This is a genomic window from Xanthomonas arboricola pv. juglandis, assembly GCF_905367715.1.
GTDB classification, from domain to species: domain Bacteria; phylum Pseudomonadota; class Gammaproteobacteria; order Xanthomonadales; family Xanthomonadaceae; genus Xanthomonas; species Xanthomonas arboricola.
In genome coordinates this window covers 1,447,142-1,465,121 of sequence record NZ_HG999362.1, presented here as the reverse complement: position 1 = coordinate 1,465,121, position 17,980 = coordinate 1,447,142, and the positions used below count along the sequence as shown (strand labels likewise).

General features: G+C 66.2%; 10 protein-coding genes and 1 riboswitch. Of the genes, 8 read left to right on the top strand and 2 right to left on the bottom strand.

The window, feature by feature from the left end:
* The first annotated feature begins 110 nt into the window (after positions 1 to 110).
* From KHN93_RS06235 to KHN93_RS06215, 5 genes are all read left to right on the top strand, one after another.
* Positions 111 to 1,844: an ArnT family glycosyltransferase gene (locus KHN93_RS06235; RefSeq protein WP_212579283.1), complete on the top strand. Its 1,734-nt coding sequence runs from the start codon at positions 111 to 113 to the stop codon at positions 1,842 to 1,844.
* 100 nt (positions 1,845 to 1,944) lie between these two features.
* Positions 1,945 to 2,709, top strand: coding sequence for a phosphatase PAP2 family protein (locus KHN93_RS06230; protein WP_065049273.1), 765 nt, complete (start codon positions 1,945 to 1,947; stop codon positions 2,707 to 2,709).
* The gene (locus KHN93_RS06225; protein WP_065049271.1) at positions 2,706 to 4,361 is read left to right on the top strand and encodes a phosphoethanolamine transferase; all 1,656 of its coding nucleotides are present in this window, start codon (positions 2,706 to 2,708) and stop codon (positions 4,359 to 4,361) included. Before KHN93_RS06230 ends, KHN93_RS06225 begins: the two co-directional genes overlap by 4 nt.
* A 1,232-nt stretch (positions 4,362 to 5,593) precedes the next feature.
* Entirely contained in the window at positions 5,594 to 7,612 is a 2,019-nt protein-coding gene (locus KHN93_RS06220; protein WP_212579282.1) for a M2 family metallopeptidase, read from the top strand.
* Positions 7,613 to 7,742: 130 nt separating this feature from the next.
* Entirely contained in the window at positions 7,743 to 9,677 is a 1,935-nt protein-coding gene (locus KHN93_RS06215) for an XVIPCD domain-containing protein (protein WP_212579281.1), read from the top strand.
* Between the two features lie 118 nt (positions 9,678 to 9,795).
* Here KHN93_RS06215 and KHN93_RS06210 read toward each other — a convergent pair whose 3' ends face one another.
* Both KHN93_RS06210 and KHN93_RS06205 read right to left on the bottom strand, forming a co-directional pair.
* On the bottom strand, positions 9,796 to 10,197 hold the full coding sequence (locus KHN93_RS06210) for a hypothetical protein (RefSeq protein WP_016901679.1): 402 nt from the start codon (positions 10,195 to 10,197) through the stop codon (positions 9,796 to 9,798).
* Between the two features lie 16 nt (positions 10,198 to 10,213).
* Positions 10,214 to 11,467: a multidrug effflux MFS transporter gene (locus KHN93_RS06205; RefSeq protein ID WP_212579280.1), complete on the bottom strand. Its 1,254-nt coding sequence runs from the start codon at positions 11,465 to 11,467 to the stop codon at positions 10,214 to 10,216.
* 255 nt (positions 11,468 to 11,722) lie between these two features.
* A riboswitch (glycine riboswitch) is annotated at positions 11,723 to 11,837 on the top strand.
* A 98-nt stretch (positions 11,838 to 11,935) separates the two neighbouring features.
* On the opposite strand from KHN93_RS06205, the gene gcvP reads away from it, so the two are divergent.
* The 3 genes from gcvP (at position 11,936) to KHN93_RS06190 (ending at position 17,820) form a co-directional block, all read left to right on the top strand.
* A complete protein-coding gene (gene gcvP / locus KHN93_RS06200) occupies positions 11,936 to 14,869 on the top strand; it encodes an aminomethyl-transferring glycine dehydrogenase (RefSeq protein WP_212579279.1) in 2,934 nt (977 codons plus the stop codon).
* A 425-nt stretch (positions 14,870 to 15,294) separates the two neighbouring features.
* Complete coding sequence (locus KHN93_RS06195; RefSeq protein ID WP_212579278.1) at positions 15,295 to 16,944, top strand: carboxylesterase/lipase family protein; 1,650 nt, start codon at positions 15,295 to 15,297, stop codon at positions 16,942 to 16,944.
* Between the two features lie 21 nt (positions 16,945 to 16,965).
* Entirely contained in the window at positions 16,966 to 17,820 is an 855-nt protein-coding gene (locus KHN93_RS06190; protein ID WP_065049263.1) for an aldo/keto reductase, read from the top strand.
* Positions 17,821 to 17,980 lie beyond the last annotated feature (160 nt).

Below are 17,980 nucleotides of genomic sequence, written 5' to 3'. Positions count from 1 at the left end.
GGGACGATGTGCGCATCCTAACCGAGCCTGGCCGAACACAGCCGCTCTGGATGGCTCCGACAAAATTCCGACCTGCTTGCCGGATAGTGTGGCGCCCCACCGATCGGGGCGTGCGCGTGTCGCCTGCCATCTCCGCCGCCACTTCCCGCCAGCGTGCGCTGCTTGCCGCCGTGTTGCTGATCATCGTCAGCCTGCTGGCCGGGCTGGGCCTGCGTCAGCCCAACCCACCGGACGAGCCGCGCTTTGTGCTGGCCGCACGCAGCATGGTTGCGACCGGTCAGTGGCTATTGCCGCACCGGGGCAGTGAGCTGTACGCCGAAAAGCCACCGGTCTTCATGTGGTTGCAGGCAGCCAGCTACGAGCTGGTGCCGTACTGGCCGGTCGCGTTCCTGCTGCCGTCGCTGCTGGCTGCGCTCGCCACGTTGTGGCTGACCTGGGACATCGCGCGGCGGTTATGGAACCGACGCGTGGCGCGGCATGCGGTACTGGCGTTGTTTGCGGTGCTGCAGTTCGGCCTGATGGCCAAGCGTGCGCAGATCGACATGGTGCTGGTGGCGCTGACCACGCTGTCGTTGTGGGGGATGCTGCGGCATCTACTGCGCGGGCCGGACTGGCGCGCATGGACGCTGGGATTGTTCGCCGCCGGCGTGGGCACGGTGACCAAGGGTGTGGGCTTTCTGCCCTTGCTGCTGTTGCTGCCGTGGATGGCGCTGCCGCGCAAGCACTGGAGCGTGCTGCCGGCACGCGCACAGGCCGGGCGCAGCTGGTTGCTGGTGCTGCCTGCGTTCCTGGCGGGGACCGCGGTGTGGCTTGGTCCGCTGGGCATCGCGTTGTGGCAAAGCAACGACCCGGCGCTGCATGCCTACGCGCATGAGTTGTTGTTCAAGCAGACCGGTACCCGTTATGCGCACGCCTGGCATCACCTCAAGCCGGCCTGGTACTACCTGCAGGTGATCGCCACGCTGTGGTTGCCCGGCTGCCTGGTGTTGCCCTGGTTGCTGCCGGCCTGGTGGCGACGGCTGCGGCGCGGCGACCCGCGCTATCTGTTGCTGCTTGCCTGGAGCGTGTTGGTGCTGGTGTTCTTCAGCGCCAGCCCGGGCAAGCGCGAGGTCTACATCTTTCCGATGCTGCCGGCCCTTTGCATCGCCGCTGCACCGCTTCTGGCCGGGCTGCTGCGCAAGCGTGGCGTCCGCGTATTGCTGACCGGCTACCTGCTGCTGCTCGCACTGGCCGCTCTCGCATTGGGCAGCGGTATCGCGCTGCATCTGCACTGGGCGGAAAACACCGCGCTTCAGCGCGGAATGGAGTTGGCCTCGCTGCGGTCGGTGGGTGTCTGGTTGATCGGGCTGGGCGTGGTCGGCCTGGCGGCAATTGCATGGTCGCGTGGCAAGCGCACCGGCACCGCGATGGTGGTGGTGACCGCCGCACTATGGAGCGTGTACGGCCTGGGCTTGATGCCCGCACTAGACCCCTACAGTTCTGCCGCTGGCTTGATGCAGCGCGTGGGACAGCGCATTGGCCCGGAGGCCGAGCTCGGCATGCTGGCCTGGCGCGAGCAGAACATGCTGCAGGCGGATCGACCGGTCACCGACTTCGGCTTCAAGGCAAGTTGGCAGCAGCAGTGGGCCAAGGCAGGTCCGTGGCTTGCACACGCACCTGAGCGTCGTTGGCTGTTCGTCCTCAAGCAGGCGGTACCGGCGTGCATCGATCCGGCGCAACGGATCGATATTGGCGAGTCCAACCGCAATCAATGGCAGTTGGTACCGGGCACGGCATGGCATGCCGGTTGCGTTGCAACCGCCTCCGACACCAACACTGGCGGTGGCGACAGCGAGACAGACTGAACGCCTGGTAGCGCGTTAACCGCCGGGCAACTCCGGTCCGACCGCTTTCCGACATGCCGCTTTCGAAGATGCCGGGCATAGACCACCGGCCGATGCTTCGATGACCACGCTTCCCGTATACGCACCTGCCCTTGCGCGCACAGCCACCGTTGCGCAAACCCGCTTTCTCATTCGGCATCTGTGGCTGCCGCTGGCCGGTGTGCTGGTACTCAGCGCGTTGTTGATGGGCGCCGGCGGCGACCAGTGGGTTGCCGATGCGCTATATCGGCTGGAAGGTGGGCAGTGGCTGCTCAAGGACCACTGGTTCACCAGCGGCGTGATTCACCGTGTCGGCAAATGGTTGAGTACCGCCGGCGCTGTCAGCGTGCTGGTGCTGGCGCTGGTTGCCTGGTACCGGCCGCGCTTGCGTGTGCTGCGCTGGCCGCTGACGTATCTGGCTGCATCGATCGCACTGTCGACCTCGCTGGTGTCCTTGCTCAAGTCGTGGACGGCGATGGATTGCCCATGGGATCTGAGCCGTTACGGCGGCACCCAGCAGATGATCGGGCTGTTCGAATCGCGCCACGGCATTGCTGCTTCCGGTTGTTTTCCTGCAGGCCACGCCAGCGCCGGTTATGCGTGGGTGGCGCTGTATTTCTGTGCGCTGGCACTCCGTCCTGCGTGGCGTGTTCCTGCATTGTGGCTGGGCATCGCGGCAGGCTTGTTATTCGGGATTGCGCAGCAATTACGCGGCGCGCATTTTCTGTCGCACGACCTATGGTCGCTGGCGGTGTGTTGGGGAACTGCACTTGCACTGTACTGCGTGATGCTGGCTCGACCGCATCGCGCCAATGTTGTGGTGTTGCAATCGGGGGATGCAGCATGAGTACCTATCTACCGCAGTCGCGTGGGCTCAAGCGCCTGCGCGCACTGAGCTGGACGACGCGACCGACGGTCTCGACCGAAACCTTGGTGTTGTTGTCGAGTCTGTTCTTCGCGCTGGTGTGCAACCAGCTGTTCTGGCACACGGCCATGGCCACGCATCCGGGCAGTCTCGGGTTTGCCATCTCCTTGATGGCCTTGCTGGTGGCCGTGCATGCGTTATTGCTGGGCCTGCTGGTGTGGCGCTGGAACGCCAAGCCGCTGCTGACGCTGCTGCTGTTCACCACCGCGCTGGCTGCGCACTACATGGACAGCTACAACGTCTACCTGGATGCAGACATGCTGCGCAACGTGCTGCATACCGACCACAAGGAATCGCGCGAACTGCTCACGCCCGGCTTGATCCTGCCGCTGCTGTGCTACTTCCTGATTCCGGCCACGCTGTTGTGGCGCACGCGCCTGCAAGCACGCAGCATCGGCAGATCATTGGCAATCCGCGCCGGCTTCTTGCTGGTGGTGGCAGTGGTCGGCGCGGCCGGCGCGATGCTGTCGTCGCAGGACGTCTCGGCGTTGATGCGCAATCACCGCGAGGTGCGTTACCTGGCCACGCCGATCAACTACATCGTGGCACTGCGGCAGAACCTCAAATCCGATTCGCCGATCAAGCATGCGCCCAAGCAACCGGTCGAACACGACGCCATGGCCACACCACGTGCACCGGGAAGCCGTCCGCGCCTGCTGCTGGTGGTGCTGGGCGAAACCGCACGTGCGCAGAACTGGGGCCTCAACGGCTATGCGCGCCAGACCACGCCCGAGCTGGCGCAGGCCGGGGTGATCAATTTCCCCGACATGCATTCCTGCGGCACCAGCACCGAGGTCTCGGTGCCGTGCATGTTCTCGCCATTCGGCCGCCGCGATTACAACGAGGACACGATCCGCGGTCACCAGTCGCTGCTACATGTGCTCGAACATGCCGGCATTTCCACGCTGTGGCGCGACAACCAGTCCGGCTGCAAGGGCGTCTGCGATGGCCTGGACATCCAGAAGCTGGACGATGCCACCACGCCAGGGCTGTGCGCCGATGGCCGCTGCATGGACGAGATCCTGCTGAGCGACCTGGCTGCGCAAGTGCGCGCAAAGCCCGGCGACCGCGTGGTGGTGCTGCATCAACTCGGCAGCCACGGGCCGAGTTACTTCGAGCGCTACCCGGCACAGTTCGAGCGCTTCAAACCGGTGTGCAAGACCGCCGACCTGGGTAGTTGCAGCCGCCAGAACATCGTCAACGCCTACGACAATTCCATCACCTATACCGATCACTTCCTCAACCAGGCCATCCATACGCTGCGCGGGCTGCAGGACTACGACACCGCGATGATCTACCTCTCCGATCATGGCGAATCATTGGGCGAAAAAGGCCTCTACCTGCATGGCGTGCCGTACGCGATCGCGCCCAAGGAGCAGACCCACGTGCCGATGGTGATGTGGTTCTCGCCGGAGTTCGCGCGCGACCGCGGCCTGGACGAAACCTGCCTGCGCCACCGTGCCGGCCAGTACACCGACCAGGACGCGCTGTTTCCGTCGGTGCTCGGTCTGATGCAGGTCAAGACCAGCGCCTATGCACGCGAGCGCGATCTATTCGCGCAATGCACGGGATAAACGCGGCTGAATTTTTTAAAGCATGGTTATCGAAGGCGTGCCCTAGCCGCTCGCGCCACACGCCGTGGATCCTTCCGTGGAGGCTCCTTGGCGGCATCCGTGCCGCCAAGGGTCCCGTAACCGGCAAGAGCACACCGCACCGGCAAGTTGGTCGGTGGCCACGTGAAAAGCTGCTTGTCGCTCGCCCTGCATCGGACATCGGGCCTGTGCACCAGCATCTAACAACGCGCATCAAACACTGAGCTTGGATGTGCACACCAACCATCCCAACTGGTCCTTGCCCGCCTACCGTCGCGGAACCTTACGCGGCATGGATGCCGCGTAAGAGCCTACAAGGATGTACTTGCGGCGTGTCCTGCGATGGTGGGCGGACAAGGGCCCCGCAGCCAAGCGGCAGATCAGCCGCTCTGCAACTGATGCATCGGCGTCACCCAATCCTTTGGAGCACGACACCAAAAGCAAGCTGGTGAAAAGCTGCTTGTCGCGCGTGTGTCGGACGTCGAGTATCGGACAACGCGCATTACGTACTGCTCTTACCGTGCACACCGACCATCTCCACTGGCCCTTGCCCGCTCACCGTCGCGGGACCTTACGCGGCATGGATGCCGCGTAAGAGCCTACACGGACGTACTTGCGGCGTGTCCTGCGATGGTGGGCGGACAAGGACCCTGCAGCCAAGCAGCAGATCAGCCGCTCCGCAGCTGATGCATCGGCGTCGCCCAATCCTTTGGAGCAAAACACCAAAAGCAAGCTCGTGAAAAGCTGCTTGTCGCGCGTGTATCGGAGGTCGAGTATCGAACAACGCGCATGACGCACTGCTCTTACCGTGCACACCGACCATCTCCACTGGTCCTTGCCCGCCTACCGTCGCGGGACCTTACGCGGCATGGATGCCGCGTAAGAGCCTACACGGACGTACTTGCGGCGTGTCCCGCGATGGTGGGCGGGCAAGGGCCCTGCAGCCAAGCGGCAGATCATCCGCTCTGCAACTGATCCGCCTGCACCGTTCCATCAACCCAATGCAACCGGTGCCCAGTCTTGAAGCAGCTGGCAGTACATGGCGGGCAAACAGGTAACGGCCGTGCCCGCTTGCGGTGAGCACGCCAATGTGGCACTTGCTCTGACGAGCACAGATGGATTTGCAGCCGTCCGAGTCGCGTACGCCGTGGCAGCGCTTGCGGTGGAACCCGACGCGCTCTAGCCTGCGTCGGACTTCACCGCAAGGACCACCCGTGAATCCTCGTTTGTTGTGGCTGGCACTGGCCGTGGCCACCGGCACCGTGTCGTTGTCGGCCTGCCGTCAGGATGCGGCGGCACCCGCCAAGCCCGCTGCCACCAAAACCGCGCCGGAGGAAAGCGCCGACCAGTTCGTCGCGCGCATCAGCGCCGAGTACAAGGCTGCATACCCGGAACTCACCGCCGCGCAATGGTTGTCCTCGACCTACATCAACGGCGACTCGCAGCTGCTGGCCGCCAAGGCCAACGAACGCTCGCTGGCGCAACTGGACCGCTGGATCGAACAATCCAAGCAGTATGCAGGCACCCCGATGTCGGCCGACAGCGCGCGTGCATTGCAACTGCTGAAATTGATGAGCGCCCTGCCCGCCCCACGCGACCCGGCCAAGCTGGCAGAGCTCACCCGGATCGCCGCCAAGATGGAAGGCGATTACGGTGCGGCCAGTTATTGCGTGGGCGATAGCGAACAACGCCGCTGCCGCCAGCTTGGCGAGCTGGAACAGGTGCTGGCCAGCAGCCGTGATTACGCCGAACAGCTGGATGCCTGGCAAGGCTGGCATGGCACTGCAGTCCCGATGCGCAAGGACTACCAGCGCTTTGTCGAGCTCGCCAACGAGGGCGCGCGCGGGCTGGGCTTTGCCGATGTCGGCGTGCTGTGGCGCAGCGGTTACGACATGCCGCCAGCGCAACTGGCCAGCGAAACCGACCGTCTCTGGGACCAGGTCAAGCCGCTGTACACACAGCTGCAGTGCTATGCGCGCGGCAAGCTCGATACGCAGTACGGCAAGGACAAGGGCGAGCTCGCCGGCGGCATGTTGCCCGCGCATCTGATGGGCAATATGTGGCAGCAGGACTGGAGCAATCTGTGGGACCTGCTGCAGCCATACCCGGGTGCCGGTGACCTGGACATCACCGCTGCGCTGGAAAAACAGTACCAGGGCAACCTGAGTGCGGTACTGGCACGCACCACCGGCACCGAAGGCGGCAGCGGCGCACGCTTCCAGGCCGAGCGCGAAGCGCAGCTGCGCACCGCAAAACAGATGACCGAGCGTGCGCAGGATTTCTACACCTCGCTCGGCATGCCCAAGCTTCCCGACACCTATTGGCAGCGTTCGCAGTTCATCAAACCGCTGGACCGCGACGTGGTCTGCCATGCCAGCGCATGGGACATGAACATGGGCGGCGAAGCGACGCAGAACATCGGTGCGGACGTGCGTACCAAGGTGTGCATCAAGCCGACCGAAGAGGATTTCACCACCATCTATCACGAGCTTGGGCACATCTATTACGACCTGGCCTACAACCCGCTGCCGCCACTGTTCCAGAATGGCGCCAACGACGGTTTCCACGAAGCGATCGGCGACACCATCGTGCTGGCGATGACACCCAAGTATCTGCAGTCGATTGGCATGGTCGGCGAACAGCAAACCAGCCGCGAGGCGCTGATCAATTCGCAGATGCGCATGGCGCTGAGCAAGGTTGCCTTCCTGCCGTTCGGGCTGATGATCGACCGCTGGCGCTGGGGCGTGTTCGACGGCTCGATCCCCCCCGAGCGTTACAACCAGGCCTGGTGGGAACTGAAAGCCAGGTATCAGGGCGTTGCACCGGCGAGCCCGCGCGGCGAAGAGTTCTTCGATGCCGGCGCCAAGTACCATGTGCCCGGCAACACGCCCTACACCCGGTATTTTCTTGCGCACATCCTGCAGTTCCAGTTCTACAAGGGCCTGTGCGAAGCCGCCGGCCATCAAGGCCCGTTGTACGAGTGCAGTTTCTACGGCAACAAGGACGCCGGGCAGAAGTTCTGGTCGATGCTGCAACGGGGTTCCAGCCAACCCTGGCAGACCACGCTGAAGGAACTCACCGGCAACGACCGCCTGGATGCCGGCCCGATGCTGGAATATTTCGCACCGATGAACGAGTGGCTGAAGCAGCAGAACCAGGGGAAATTGTGCGGCTGGCAGGCGAACGCACCCGCGGCCGCCAGCACTACGCCTGTGCCTGCCGTAACGCACTGACGCACGCGCTCCCTGCGGCATGCGGCGGCCCTCACCCTGGCCGCCGCATAACGTTGATTTGATAAACGCACAAAACGCCGGCGATATACTGCGCGCCCGCTGCACCGGCGCAGCATGCAGGATGCATCCAGTGAACAACACCTCCACCGGCCCGGACCCGCGCGACGCGGACCGCAACAAGCAGTTCATCGACGACGCAAACGACCGCGCATTCGACCCGATCTACAGCAGCAAGAGCAGCGACTACGCGCTGGAAGTGGGCGGCAGCAACATCGAGCTCAGCCTCGAAGATCAGACGGTCAAGTATTCCCATACCAGCGAGCAGAGCAGCGGCAGTCCGACGCAGCCGCTGGGCGAGAACAGCCTGCGCAGCAGCCGCTCGCTCGGCCTGGGCAAGCTCAGCGACGCCGAGGCGAAGACCACCACCTTCAACCTCGAGGCCGACGCCAACACCGGCCAGCAGCAAAGCCTGCAGACCAAGCTCGGCGACAGCAAGCTGAGCATCGAGACCAGCACCAGTGCCGGGCAGCGCATGCGTTACGCACTGACGCTGCCCGGTGCCGACCAGCCTGCAGAGGCTGCCACCCGCGTCAATCCGCTGCAGCCGGAGAGCCTGCCGATCGGCGCGCGCGCGGTGATGGATGCCCAGACCTACACCCAGCGCGACACCTCGGCGAGCCTGCAACACCTCACCATGCAAAGCGAGATCACCGAAGCCAGCGGCCGCAGCTACCTGATCGAGCGGGTGGATGAGCGCCACGTGCGTGTGGTGACCGGGCCCAACGCAGCCATCGAGGCAGTGAACGCCGTTGGCCTGAAGGTGGGACCGGCGCAGGCCCTGCTCGGGCGCGCCGACGCCCTGGGCCAGTCGCGTGTGGAGAGCGCGCAATTCGACCTGGCCGATCCACGCGCGCTCGCGGCCATGGGCGACTTTGTGCGCGAGGGCAAGATCGCACCGGGCGTGCCCGGCGTCGATGAGCTACAGACGGTGGAGCGGATCAGTTTCAGCTCGCAGCAGCGTCTGCAGCTGGAATTGGGCCCGCTCAGCGCCGATGTGGCCGGCAACCGGAATCAGGGCACCCAGGTGCGCATCAGCACACCGGGCCAGGACGGCTACACCGTGGTGCAGCAGCTGCAATACGGCGGCAACGTGCCGCTGACGATCGTGCGCCAGTACGACGGCAACGACACCGAGCGCGTGCAGGAACGCAGCTACCGCTTCGAGATCGATGGCGATGTTGCTGCGCCGGGGCTGCTGCAACGCCTGGGCGGGCGCAACGAGGCCAGCGAGGAAAAGGCGATTGCACAGAATCTCAACAGCGCACTGAGCGGCGACATGGCGGGCACCGGTGCGATTGCGCCAGGGCAGAAGACCACGCTGGCCTTCAGCGAGGCGCAGATGCAGGCGCTGATGCAGCAGACCCAGGCCAGCGTCGAAGCCGGCAGGATCGGCGGCAGCTCGCTGGCGGCGCTGGTCGGCGACCGCAACGCCGCACCGCAGTCACCCGAACGCTTCGTGATCGCGATGGCGCGCAATGTGGGCGGCGAGCCGTATCCGTTCGTCGAGCGGCTGCAGCGCATCGCCGACGGCGCCGATGGGACATACGACGGCCGGTTGCAGCGCATCGATGCCGAGGCGCTTCCGCGCCAGGCGGCTGCGGAAACCGCAGCGGCGGATCCGCGCAATCCGGCCAGTCCGGACCATGCGCTGCTGACCCAATGCACCGCAGCGGTAGAGCAGCTGGAAGCCGCGCGCGGCCGCGTACCCGATGCGGACAGTGAGCGCCTGGCAGCCGGCGCGCTGGTGGCCGCACGCGAGCACGGGCTGCAGCGCGTCGACCACGTGGTGCTCGGCCGCGACCCGGCACAGGGCTTCGTGGTCCAGGGAGCGCTGGATTCGCCGGCGCACCTGCGCGGACCCTTCGATGCCCAGGCCGCGCAGCAGACGCCGGTGGACCACAGCCTGCAGCGCGCGCAGGCTGTGGGCGCCGAGCAGGATCGCAACGCCGCCGCGCAGGAACAGGCGCAGCAGCAGGACGTCCAGCGACAGGCACCGGCGCGCTGATTCAGCGCACTGGCTGATCCGCAGCCAAGCGCTGGCGCAATTCAGCCCCGACACGGCCCATCCACGCGGAATGGGCCGTGTTCGGAGCCGGCCTCGCCGACACCGCTGCGTTATGACCTCAGTTGGTGCGCGCGGGCACCAGCTTCTGCGCGAACTCGATCCGGAACGCCTCGAAATCCCTGCCGTCGGCGGCCGCCTCGGCATGCGCCGCGTCCTTGAGCGCGTCCGAATAGGTCAGCCGTACCGGCGTGCCCTGGCGTTCGTGCAGCTCGGCCGCGCGCATGATCAGGGCCAGCACCTGGGCGGCGCTGGTGCTTTCGCCAGCAATGCGGCCGTCCATGCCCAGCACCCATTCGCCGTCGCGGCGGACGATGCCGGCCAGTAGCGTGCGTTGCTGGTCGCGCAGTTCGGCATGCGGCTCGATCGGCGAGACCGGCGCGGGATTGGCGGCGGCCTGGTTGCGCTGGCGCTCGGCGGCACGCTTGCGGGCATCGCGGCGCAGCTTGGAATCGGTGGACATGCAGGCTCCTGTGAGGTCAGAGATGGTCGGCCGGCTCCAGAGGCACTGCCTCCTCGGCCTGGCGGCGGCGCAGACGGCGGCCGCTGCGGCGTTCCCAGCGCCAGAATAGCCAGCCCAGCAGGAAAAAACCGGTCATGCCGATCGCCAGATGGCGCGGGTGTTCACTCAGCAGCGGCGACAGCACCCCGGCCACCAGCGTATTGGTCATCAGCTGGGTGAGGGCCTGCAGCGAGGAGGCCAGGCCGCGCTGATGCGGGTACATGTCCAGCACCGCCAGCGCCAGGATCGGGAAGATCAGCGCCATGCCCACACCGGCCAGGAAGATCGGCAGCACCGCCCAGGGCAGCGCGATCTGCGCCGCCGTCATGGTGTAGCCCAGGTTCGCCAGCGCCGCCACGCCGCAGCAGATGAAGCCGATGCGGATCTGCCGCACCGGGTCCATGCTGCCGGCCATGCGCCCGGACAGGAACGAACCCAGCGTCATGCCGCCGATGGTGGGAATGAACAGCCAGGCGAAGTCGCCCTCGCCCAGGTGCAGGTGGCGCATGATCAGCACCGGCGCCGAGGCGATGTACAGGAAGATGCCGGCGAAGTTGAACGCACCGGCCGCCGCCAGCCGCTGAAAACGCGGGTTGAAGCCGATCCGCACGTAGTCGTGCATCAGGCGGCGCAGCTGCAGCGGCGTGCGCGCCTCCGGCGGGTGGGTCTCCGGCAGCCAGGTCAGCGTGGCCACCAGCAGCACCAGCCCGAACGCCACCAGGAACCAGAAGATCAGCGGCCAGCCGGCACCGCTGAGCAGGATCCAGCCGCCGATGATCGGCGCGATCGCCGGGGCGATGCCGAAGATCATCGACACCTGGCTCATCAGCCGCTGCGCGTCCGCCCCCTGGAACAGGTCGCGGATCACCGCCCGCCCGACGATCATGCCCACCCCGGCCGACAGGCCCTGCAGCGCGCGGAACGCCAGCAGGGTGGGCAGGTCCTGCGACAGTGCGCAGCCCACCGAGCCGGCGATGAACAGCACCAGCCCGCCCAGGATCACCCGCTTGCGGCCCCAGGCATCGGACAGCGGGCCGTGCGCGATGCTCATCAGCCCGTAAGCGAGCAGATAGACGCTGATGGTCTGCTGGATCGCCACCTCGTCCGCCGCCAGGCTGCGGCTGAGCCGCGAGAACGCCGGGAAGATGGTGTCGATGGAAAACGGGCCGAACATCGCCAACCCGGCGAGCAGCAGCGCCATGCGACGGGTGGAAGGCGTGGTGGGGGTCATGCAGGGATCCGAACGTGGTGCATCGGGGGGACGCACGCCGGCGCCGCCCTGGGGGCGGCGTCGGGATGAGCACAAGGGCGTCGATGATAGGCGCTCGCCGTTGCAAGGTTAAGCAAACCCGAGTGCATGGCCTGCCGCCTGTGCTCCGGCGCGTGCGCACGCAGGCTATAATCAGCCGGCAACACGGTGGGAGAAGCGGCACTGCCGCTGCCGAAGGCGCAACAGCCCGTAATCGCTCAGGCCCGATACCATCCGCAGTACAACTCTGGAGAGACCGGCCGATGCCGGCGCCGAAGGGGCACGGAACGCAGGCAGGCCCAGCGCCATGCCGCGTTCTTAAACTCTCAGGCAAAAGGACAGAGGGGCGCGAGGAAGACTGTCGCTGCGACAGGAGGTGATGCGCTGCGCGCGTCACGCCGGTCCGGTGGTTGTCGACCATTCGTCTGCCCCCTGCCCCGGATGCCCGCCATGTCCCAGACCACGTCTTCCTTGCGCGACCTCGAACACCACAGTGCGTTCGTCGAACGCCATATCGGCCCCAACGACGCAGAAATCGCACAAATGCTGGAGGTGGTCGGCCACGCCTCGCTGGATGCGATGACCGATGCGATCGTGCCCGGCAACATCAAGTCGCCAGCGGCGCTGGCGCTGCCCGAGGCGATCACCGAAGAAGAGGCGCTGGCCAAGATCCGCGCCATCTCCAGCAAGAACCAGGTGCAGCGCAGCTTTATCGGCCAGGGCTATTACGGCACCCATACGCCGAAGGTGATCCTGCGCAACATCCTGGAAAACCCGGCCTGGTACACCGCCTACACGCCCTACCAGGCCGAGATTTCGCAGGGCCGGATGGAAGCGCTGATCAACTTCCAGACCCTGTGCGCCGACCTCACCGGCATGCAGATCGCCAACGCCTCGCTGCTGGACGAGGCCACTGCCGCGGCCGAAGCGATGACGCTGGCCAAGCGCTCGGCCAAGTCGAAGTCGGACACCTTCTTCGTGCATGACGCGGTGCACCCGCAGACGCTGGAACTGCTGCGCACCCGCGCCGAGCCGCTGGGCATCGTGCTGCGCGTCGGCACGCCTGAAGAGGCCTTGCAAGCCGAGTGCTTCGGCGTGCTGCTGCAGTATCCGGACAGCTTCGGTCATATCGGCGATCACGCCGCGCTGGCCGATGCGGTGCACGCGCAAGGCGGCCTGGTCGCGGTGGCCACCGACCTGCTGGCGCTGACCCTGATCGCCGCGCCCGGCGAATGGGGCGCCGATATCGTGGTCGGCAATTCGCAGCGCTTCGGCGTGCCGTTCGGCTTCGGCGGCCCGCATGCGGCATTCATGGCCTGCCGCGATGCCTACAAGCGCTCGATGCCGGGCCGCCTGATCGGCGTGTCGATCGATGCCGCCGGCAACCCGGCCTATCGCCTCACCCTGCAGACGCGCGAGCAACATATCCGCCGCGAGAAGGCCACCTCCAACATCTGCACCGCGCAGGTGCTGCTGGCCGTGATGGCCTCGATGTACGCGGTCTACCACGGCCCCGAGGGCCTGACCCGCATCGCGCGGCGCACGCATCGCCTTGCCGCGATCCTGGCCGCCGCCCTGCGCGGTGCCGGCGTCACCGTGGGCGAGCAGTTCTTCGACACCCTGCACGTCAAGGCGATCGATGCCGAGGCCATCCACGCCAAGGCCCGCGCCGCCGGCATCAACCTGCGCGCGATCGACAGCGAAGCGGTCGGCATCAGCCTGGATGAAACCAGCACGCGCGCCGATGTGGTTGCACTGGCCGCGTTGTTCGGCGCGCAGGCGGATGTGGACGCGCTCGATGCCGCCACCGCCGACGCCTTGCCGCACGGCCTGCGGCGCAGCAGCGCGTTCCTGACCCACCCGGTATTCAACACCCACCACAGCGAGCACGAACTGCTGCGCTACATGCGCTCGCTGGCCGACAAGGACCTGGCAATGGATCGCACCATGATCCCGCTGGGCAGTTGCACGATGAAGCTCAACGCCACCGCCGAGATGATCCCGGTGACCTGGCCCGAGTTCGGTGCAATCCATCCGCTGGCCCCGGCCGAGCAGTCGGCCGGCTACGCGCAGCTGATCGAGGAGCTGGAAGCGATGCTGGTCGAATGCACCGGCTACGACGCGGTCAGCCTGCAGCCCAACTCCGGCGCGCAGGGCGAGTACGCCGGCCTGCTGGCGATCCGTGCCTATCACCGCGCGCGCGGTGAAGCACATCGCGACATCTGCCTGATTCCCGAATCCGCCCACGGCACCAACCCGGCGTCGGCGCAGATGTGCGGCATGACCGTGGTCGTGACCAAGTGCGATGCCAACGGCAATGTCGATGTCGACGACATCCGCGCCAAGGCGGAAAAGTACTCCGAGCGTCTGGCCGCGTTGATGATCACCTACCCGTCCACCCACGGCGTGTTCGAAGAGGACGTGGTGGCGATCTGCGAAGCGGTGCATGCGCATGGCGGCCAGGTCTACACCGACGGCGCCAACATGAATGCCCTGGTCGGCGTGGCCAAGCCCGGCAAGTGGGGCTCGGACGTGTCGCACCTGAACCTGCACAAGACCTTCTGCATTCCGCATGGCGGCGGCGGCCCGGGTGTGGGCCCGTGCGCGGTGAAGTCGCATCTGGCGCCATACCTGCCTCGTGCCGGCATCCATGCCGGCGAAGGTCAAACTGCCGCCATCCATGGCGGCGGACTCAACTCCGAAAGCGGGAGTGAACACTCCTCGCGCATCGGCGGCATGGTCAGCGCGGCGGCCTACGGCTCGGCCTCGATCCTGCCGATCAGCTGGATGTACGTGACCATGATGGGCAGCGGCGGCCTGCGCAAGGCGACCCAGGTGGCCCTGCTCAATGCCAACTACATCGCCAAGCGCTTGGCGCCGCACTACAAGACGCTGTACACCGGCCGCAACGGCCTGGTGGCGCACGAGTGCATCCTCGACATCCGCCCGCTTGAAAAGACCAGCGGCATCGGTGCCGAAGACATCGCCAAGCGCCTGATCGACTTCGGCTTCCACGCGCCGACGCTGAGCTTCCCGGTCGCCGGCACCTTGATGGTGGAGCCGACCGAAAGCGAATCGCAGCACGAACTGGACCGCTTCATCGACGCGATGATCCAGATCCGCGAAGAGATCCGCGCCATCGAAGACGGCCGCCTGGACCGCGACGACAACCCGCTCAAGCACGCCCCGCACACCGCCACCCAGGTGTCGGCCAGCGAGTGGACCCACGCCTACCCGCGCGAACTGGCCGCCTTTCCGCTGCCCAGCCTCAAGCAGCAGAAGTACTGGCCGCCGGTGGCGCGCGTGGACAACGTCTACGGCGACAAGAACGTGATGTGCGCCTGCATCCCGGTGGATGCGTACAAGGACGACGTGGAGGCATAAGCGCCACCACCAGGTAAAAACGCGAAACCCAGCCGGTCACACGGCTGGGTTTTTTGTTGCCTTGCCGGGACAGGCCGGCACTGCAGCCGCCACAGGTTTTGCGTTTGTCACAGCCAGGGCGATAGCCCGCTCTTCATGGACAGCGGTGAAAGATTGCCCTCCGGCGCGTGCTGCGCTCATCGCACCGCACTCGACCAGGCGACAGCGATGCCATCTGCCCCTCGCAGGCGGATGCATCAACACTTCATGCAGGACGACTGCGCGAGTAGATACACATACGTCGTAGGCAGCGATACACGCTCACTCCCCAGCGACACGTGTACCCGGCCATCTCATGTTGGCGCCATACCAACCACACGTTTGCCTGCCCTACACGTGCGGTGGAGATGATGGCGGACGTCCTCACGCACACGGCAGACCTGCGCATGCTTCAGCTGAAACACTTCGGCATCCTCCTGCTGGCGGCCTGCACGCTGGCCGCGTGCGCGCCACGCCGCCCTGGCGAGGTGCCGGCGCTGGTGCACGCGGCCGATGCGCAGGCCGAGGTGGTGCAGACCGATGCCGGCGCAGTCCGCGGTGTTGCCGGCGCGCAGGGGCGGGTGTTCTTGGGCGTGCCGTTCGCCGCGCCGCCGGTGGGTGCATTGCGCTTTCGCGCGCCGCAGGCGGTGCCCGCCTGGAAGGGAGTCCGCGATGCCACCCAGGCCGGGCCGGCGTGCCTGCCGCGTTATCGCTTCGGGCAGAAGCAGGTGTCCGAGGATTGCCTCACCCTCAACGTCTATGCGCCACCTGGCCCTGCGCCGGCGCATCCGCGCGCAGTGATGGTGTGGATCTACGGTGGCGCGCTGGAGCTGGGCAGCAATGTCGACTACGACCTGAGTGCATTGGCGGCGCGGCAGAACGTCATCGTGGTGGCGCCCAATTACCGGCTGGGGGTGTTCGGTTTCTTCGCGCATCCGGCGCTGCGTGGCGAAGGCGAAGGCGCATATGCATTGCTCGATCAACAGGCTGCGTTGCGCTGGGTCAGGCGCAACATCGCCGCCTTCGGTGGCGATGCGCACAACGTCACCGTCTTCGGAGAATCGGCCGGTGCCTGGAGCATCTGCTATCAACTGGCCGCACCGGGCGCGGCCGGTCTGTTCCAACGCGCAATCCTGCAGAGCGGCAGTTGCCTGGCCAGCGATTCCAGCCTGTCGCGTGCCGAGGCCGAACGCGGCGGTGTGCGCGTGGCGCAGACGCTTGGCTGCGAGCGCGCAGGCGATGTTGCCGCGTGCCTGCGCGCGCTGCCCGCCGACACCGTGGCCGACGCAAAACCGCAGCGCCGTGGCCTGACCGGCAGCGATGCGTGGGCGCCGATGTCCGGCGGCGAGGTGTTGCCGTTGCCGCCCGCCAAGGCGATCGCCGACCTGCAACATGCGCAGGTGCCGGTGCTGATCGGCACCAACCGCAACGAAGGGCGGCTGTTTGCGCAGCTGCTGTCCTACATCGGCAAGCTCAACCTGCGCAGCGGTTATGAGGCACGCCTCACGCGCATGCATGCCGACCCTAGCGCGATCATGGCGCGCTACGCGGACGTTGCCGCGCAATCGCGCTGGGATGCGTTTGCCGACATCGTCACCGATGGCGGATTCGCCTGCCCGACACGCCGGCTGGGCCAGGCCTTGCGCAGCCGCGCACCGGTGTATGCGTACGAGTTCGACGACCCGCAGGCGCCTTACGGCCTGTTGCGCCTGCCGTTCTCGCATCCGTTGGGCGCGTATCACGCGTCCGAGCTGGTGTACCTGTTCCAGCGTCCGTGGGTGCTCAGTGGCGAGCCGGCGTTCACGCCGGCGCAGCAGGCCTTCGCCGATACGCTGCAGGATTACTGGGGCGCGTTTGCACGCACCGGCGATCCGAACGGGGCTGGCCGTCCGCAATGGCCGCGCTTCGATGGCGACGTTCCGTTGACGCTGTCGCCCGGCAGGATCGGCGCAACGCCCGACTTCGCGCAACGGCATCGCTGCACGTTCTGGGATGCACAGGCAACGCTGACGCCACCGCACGCGACCGCAACGCCGGCACAGTCACCCTCGCATTGATCGCATCATCAGGAGCCACCCATGTCCGTTTCCACCTCATCCCCCTGCCCCACGGTGCGCCTGCGCAACGGACGCAGCGTGCCGACACTCGGGCTCGGCTCGTGGAATCTGGGCCAGGGGCGACACCCGCCGCAGCAGGAGATCGATGCGCTGCAGACAGGCCAGCAGTTGGGCATGCGCCTGATCGACACCGCCGAGATGTATGGCAATGGCCGGTCGGAGCAATTGATCGGCCAGGCCATGGATAGCGCGCAGCGGCCTTATCTGGTGTCGAAGGTCTTGCCGAGCAATGCCAGCGCGCGCGGCATCGCGCGTGCCTGCGAGGCCAGCCTGCAGCGGCTTGGCGTGCGCACGCTGGATCTGTATCTGCTGCACTGGCGCGGCGGCAGCGATCTGCGCGAAGTGGTCGATGCCTTCGAGGCCTTGCGCGATGCCGGCAAGATCCGCGACTGGGGCGTATCGAATTTCGATGTGGAGGACATGCAGGAGCTGTGGGAGATCGAGGGCGGGCAGCATTGCCTGGTCAATCAGGTGCTGTATCACGCCGGTAGCCGCGGCATCGAGTTCGATCTGCTGCCGTGGTGCGCACAGCACGAGGTGACGGTGATGGCGTATTCGCCGCTGGGCAGCCGCGCATTGCTGGATCACCCGGTACTGCACGCGATCGGCGAGCGACGCGGCGTGGCCGCAACTGCGGTAGCGCTGGCATGGGCAATCCGCAGCGGCCAGGTCATTGCCATTCCCGAATCGGGAACGCCTGCACATGTGCGCGCGAATGCAGCGGCGTGCACGCTGCAACTGGACGCGCAGGACCTTGCCGAACTGGACCGTGCGTTCCCGCCACCGACGCGCAAGCAGCCGCTGGACCTTCTGTAGTCGGCATGTAACGGTCGCGTTCGCTGCATGCGTTTGCAGGCCGTGCATCGGTGTATTGCGTGACAGACGCATCGGGCAGCTGCGATCCAGCGCAAGCTTTTGGCTGCATGTGAGTATTCGTTCGCATGCAGACACGTGCACTTAACAGCGCCACTCCCAG

Excerpts from the sequence above, each read along its gene's own strand:
- KHN93_RS06230 (WP_065049273.1), top strand. The coding sequence starts at position 1,945 with ATGACCACGCTTCCCGTATACGCACCTGCCCTTGCGCGCACAGCCACC.
- KHN93_RS06225 (WP_065049271.1), top strand. The coding sequence starts at position 2,706 with ATGAGTACCTATCTACCGCAGTCGCGTGGGCTCAAGCGCCTGCGCGCA.
- KHN93_RS06210 (WP_016901679.1), bottom strand. The coding sequence starts at position 10,197 with ATGTCCACCGATTCCAAGCTGCGCCGCGATGCCCGCAAGCGTGCCGCC.
- KHN93_RS06205 (WP_212579280.1), bottom strand. The coding sequence starts at position 11,467 with ATGACCCCCACCACGCCTTCCACCCGTCGCATGGCGCTGCTGCTCGCC.
- gcvP (WP_212579279.1), top strand. The coding sequence starts at position 11,936 with ATGTCCCAGACCACGTCTTCCTTGCGCGACCTCGAACACCACAGTGCG.
- KHN93_RS06195 (WP_212579278.1), top strand. The coding sequence starts at position 15,295 with ATGCTTCAGCTGAAACACTTCGGCATCCTCCTGCTGGCGGCCTGCACG.
- KHN93_RS06190 (WP_065049263.1), top strand. The coding sequence starts at position 16,966 with ATGTCCGTTTCCACCTCATCCCCCTGCCCCACGGTGCGCCTGCGCAAC.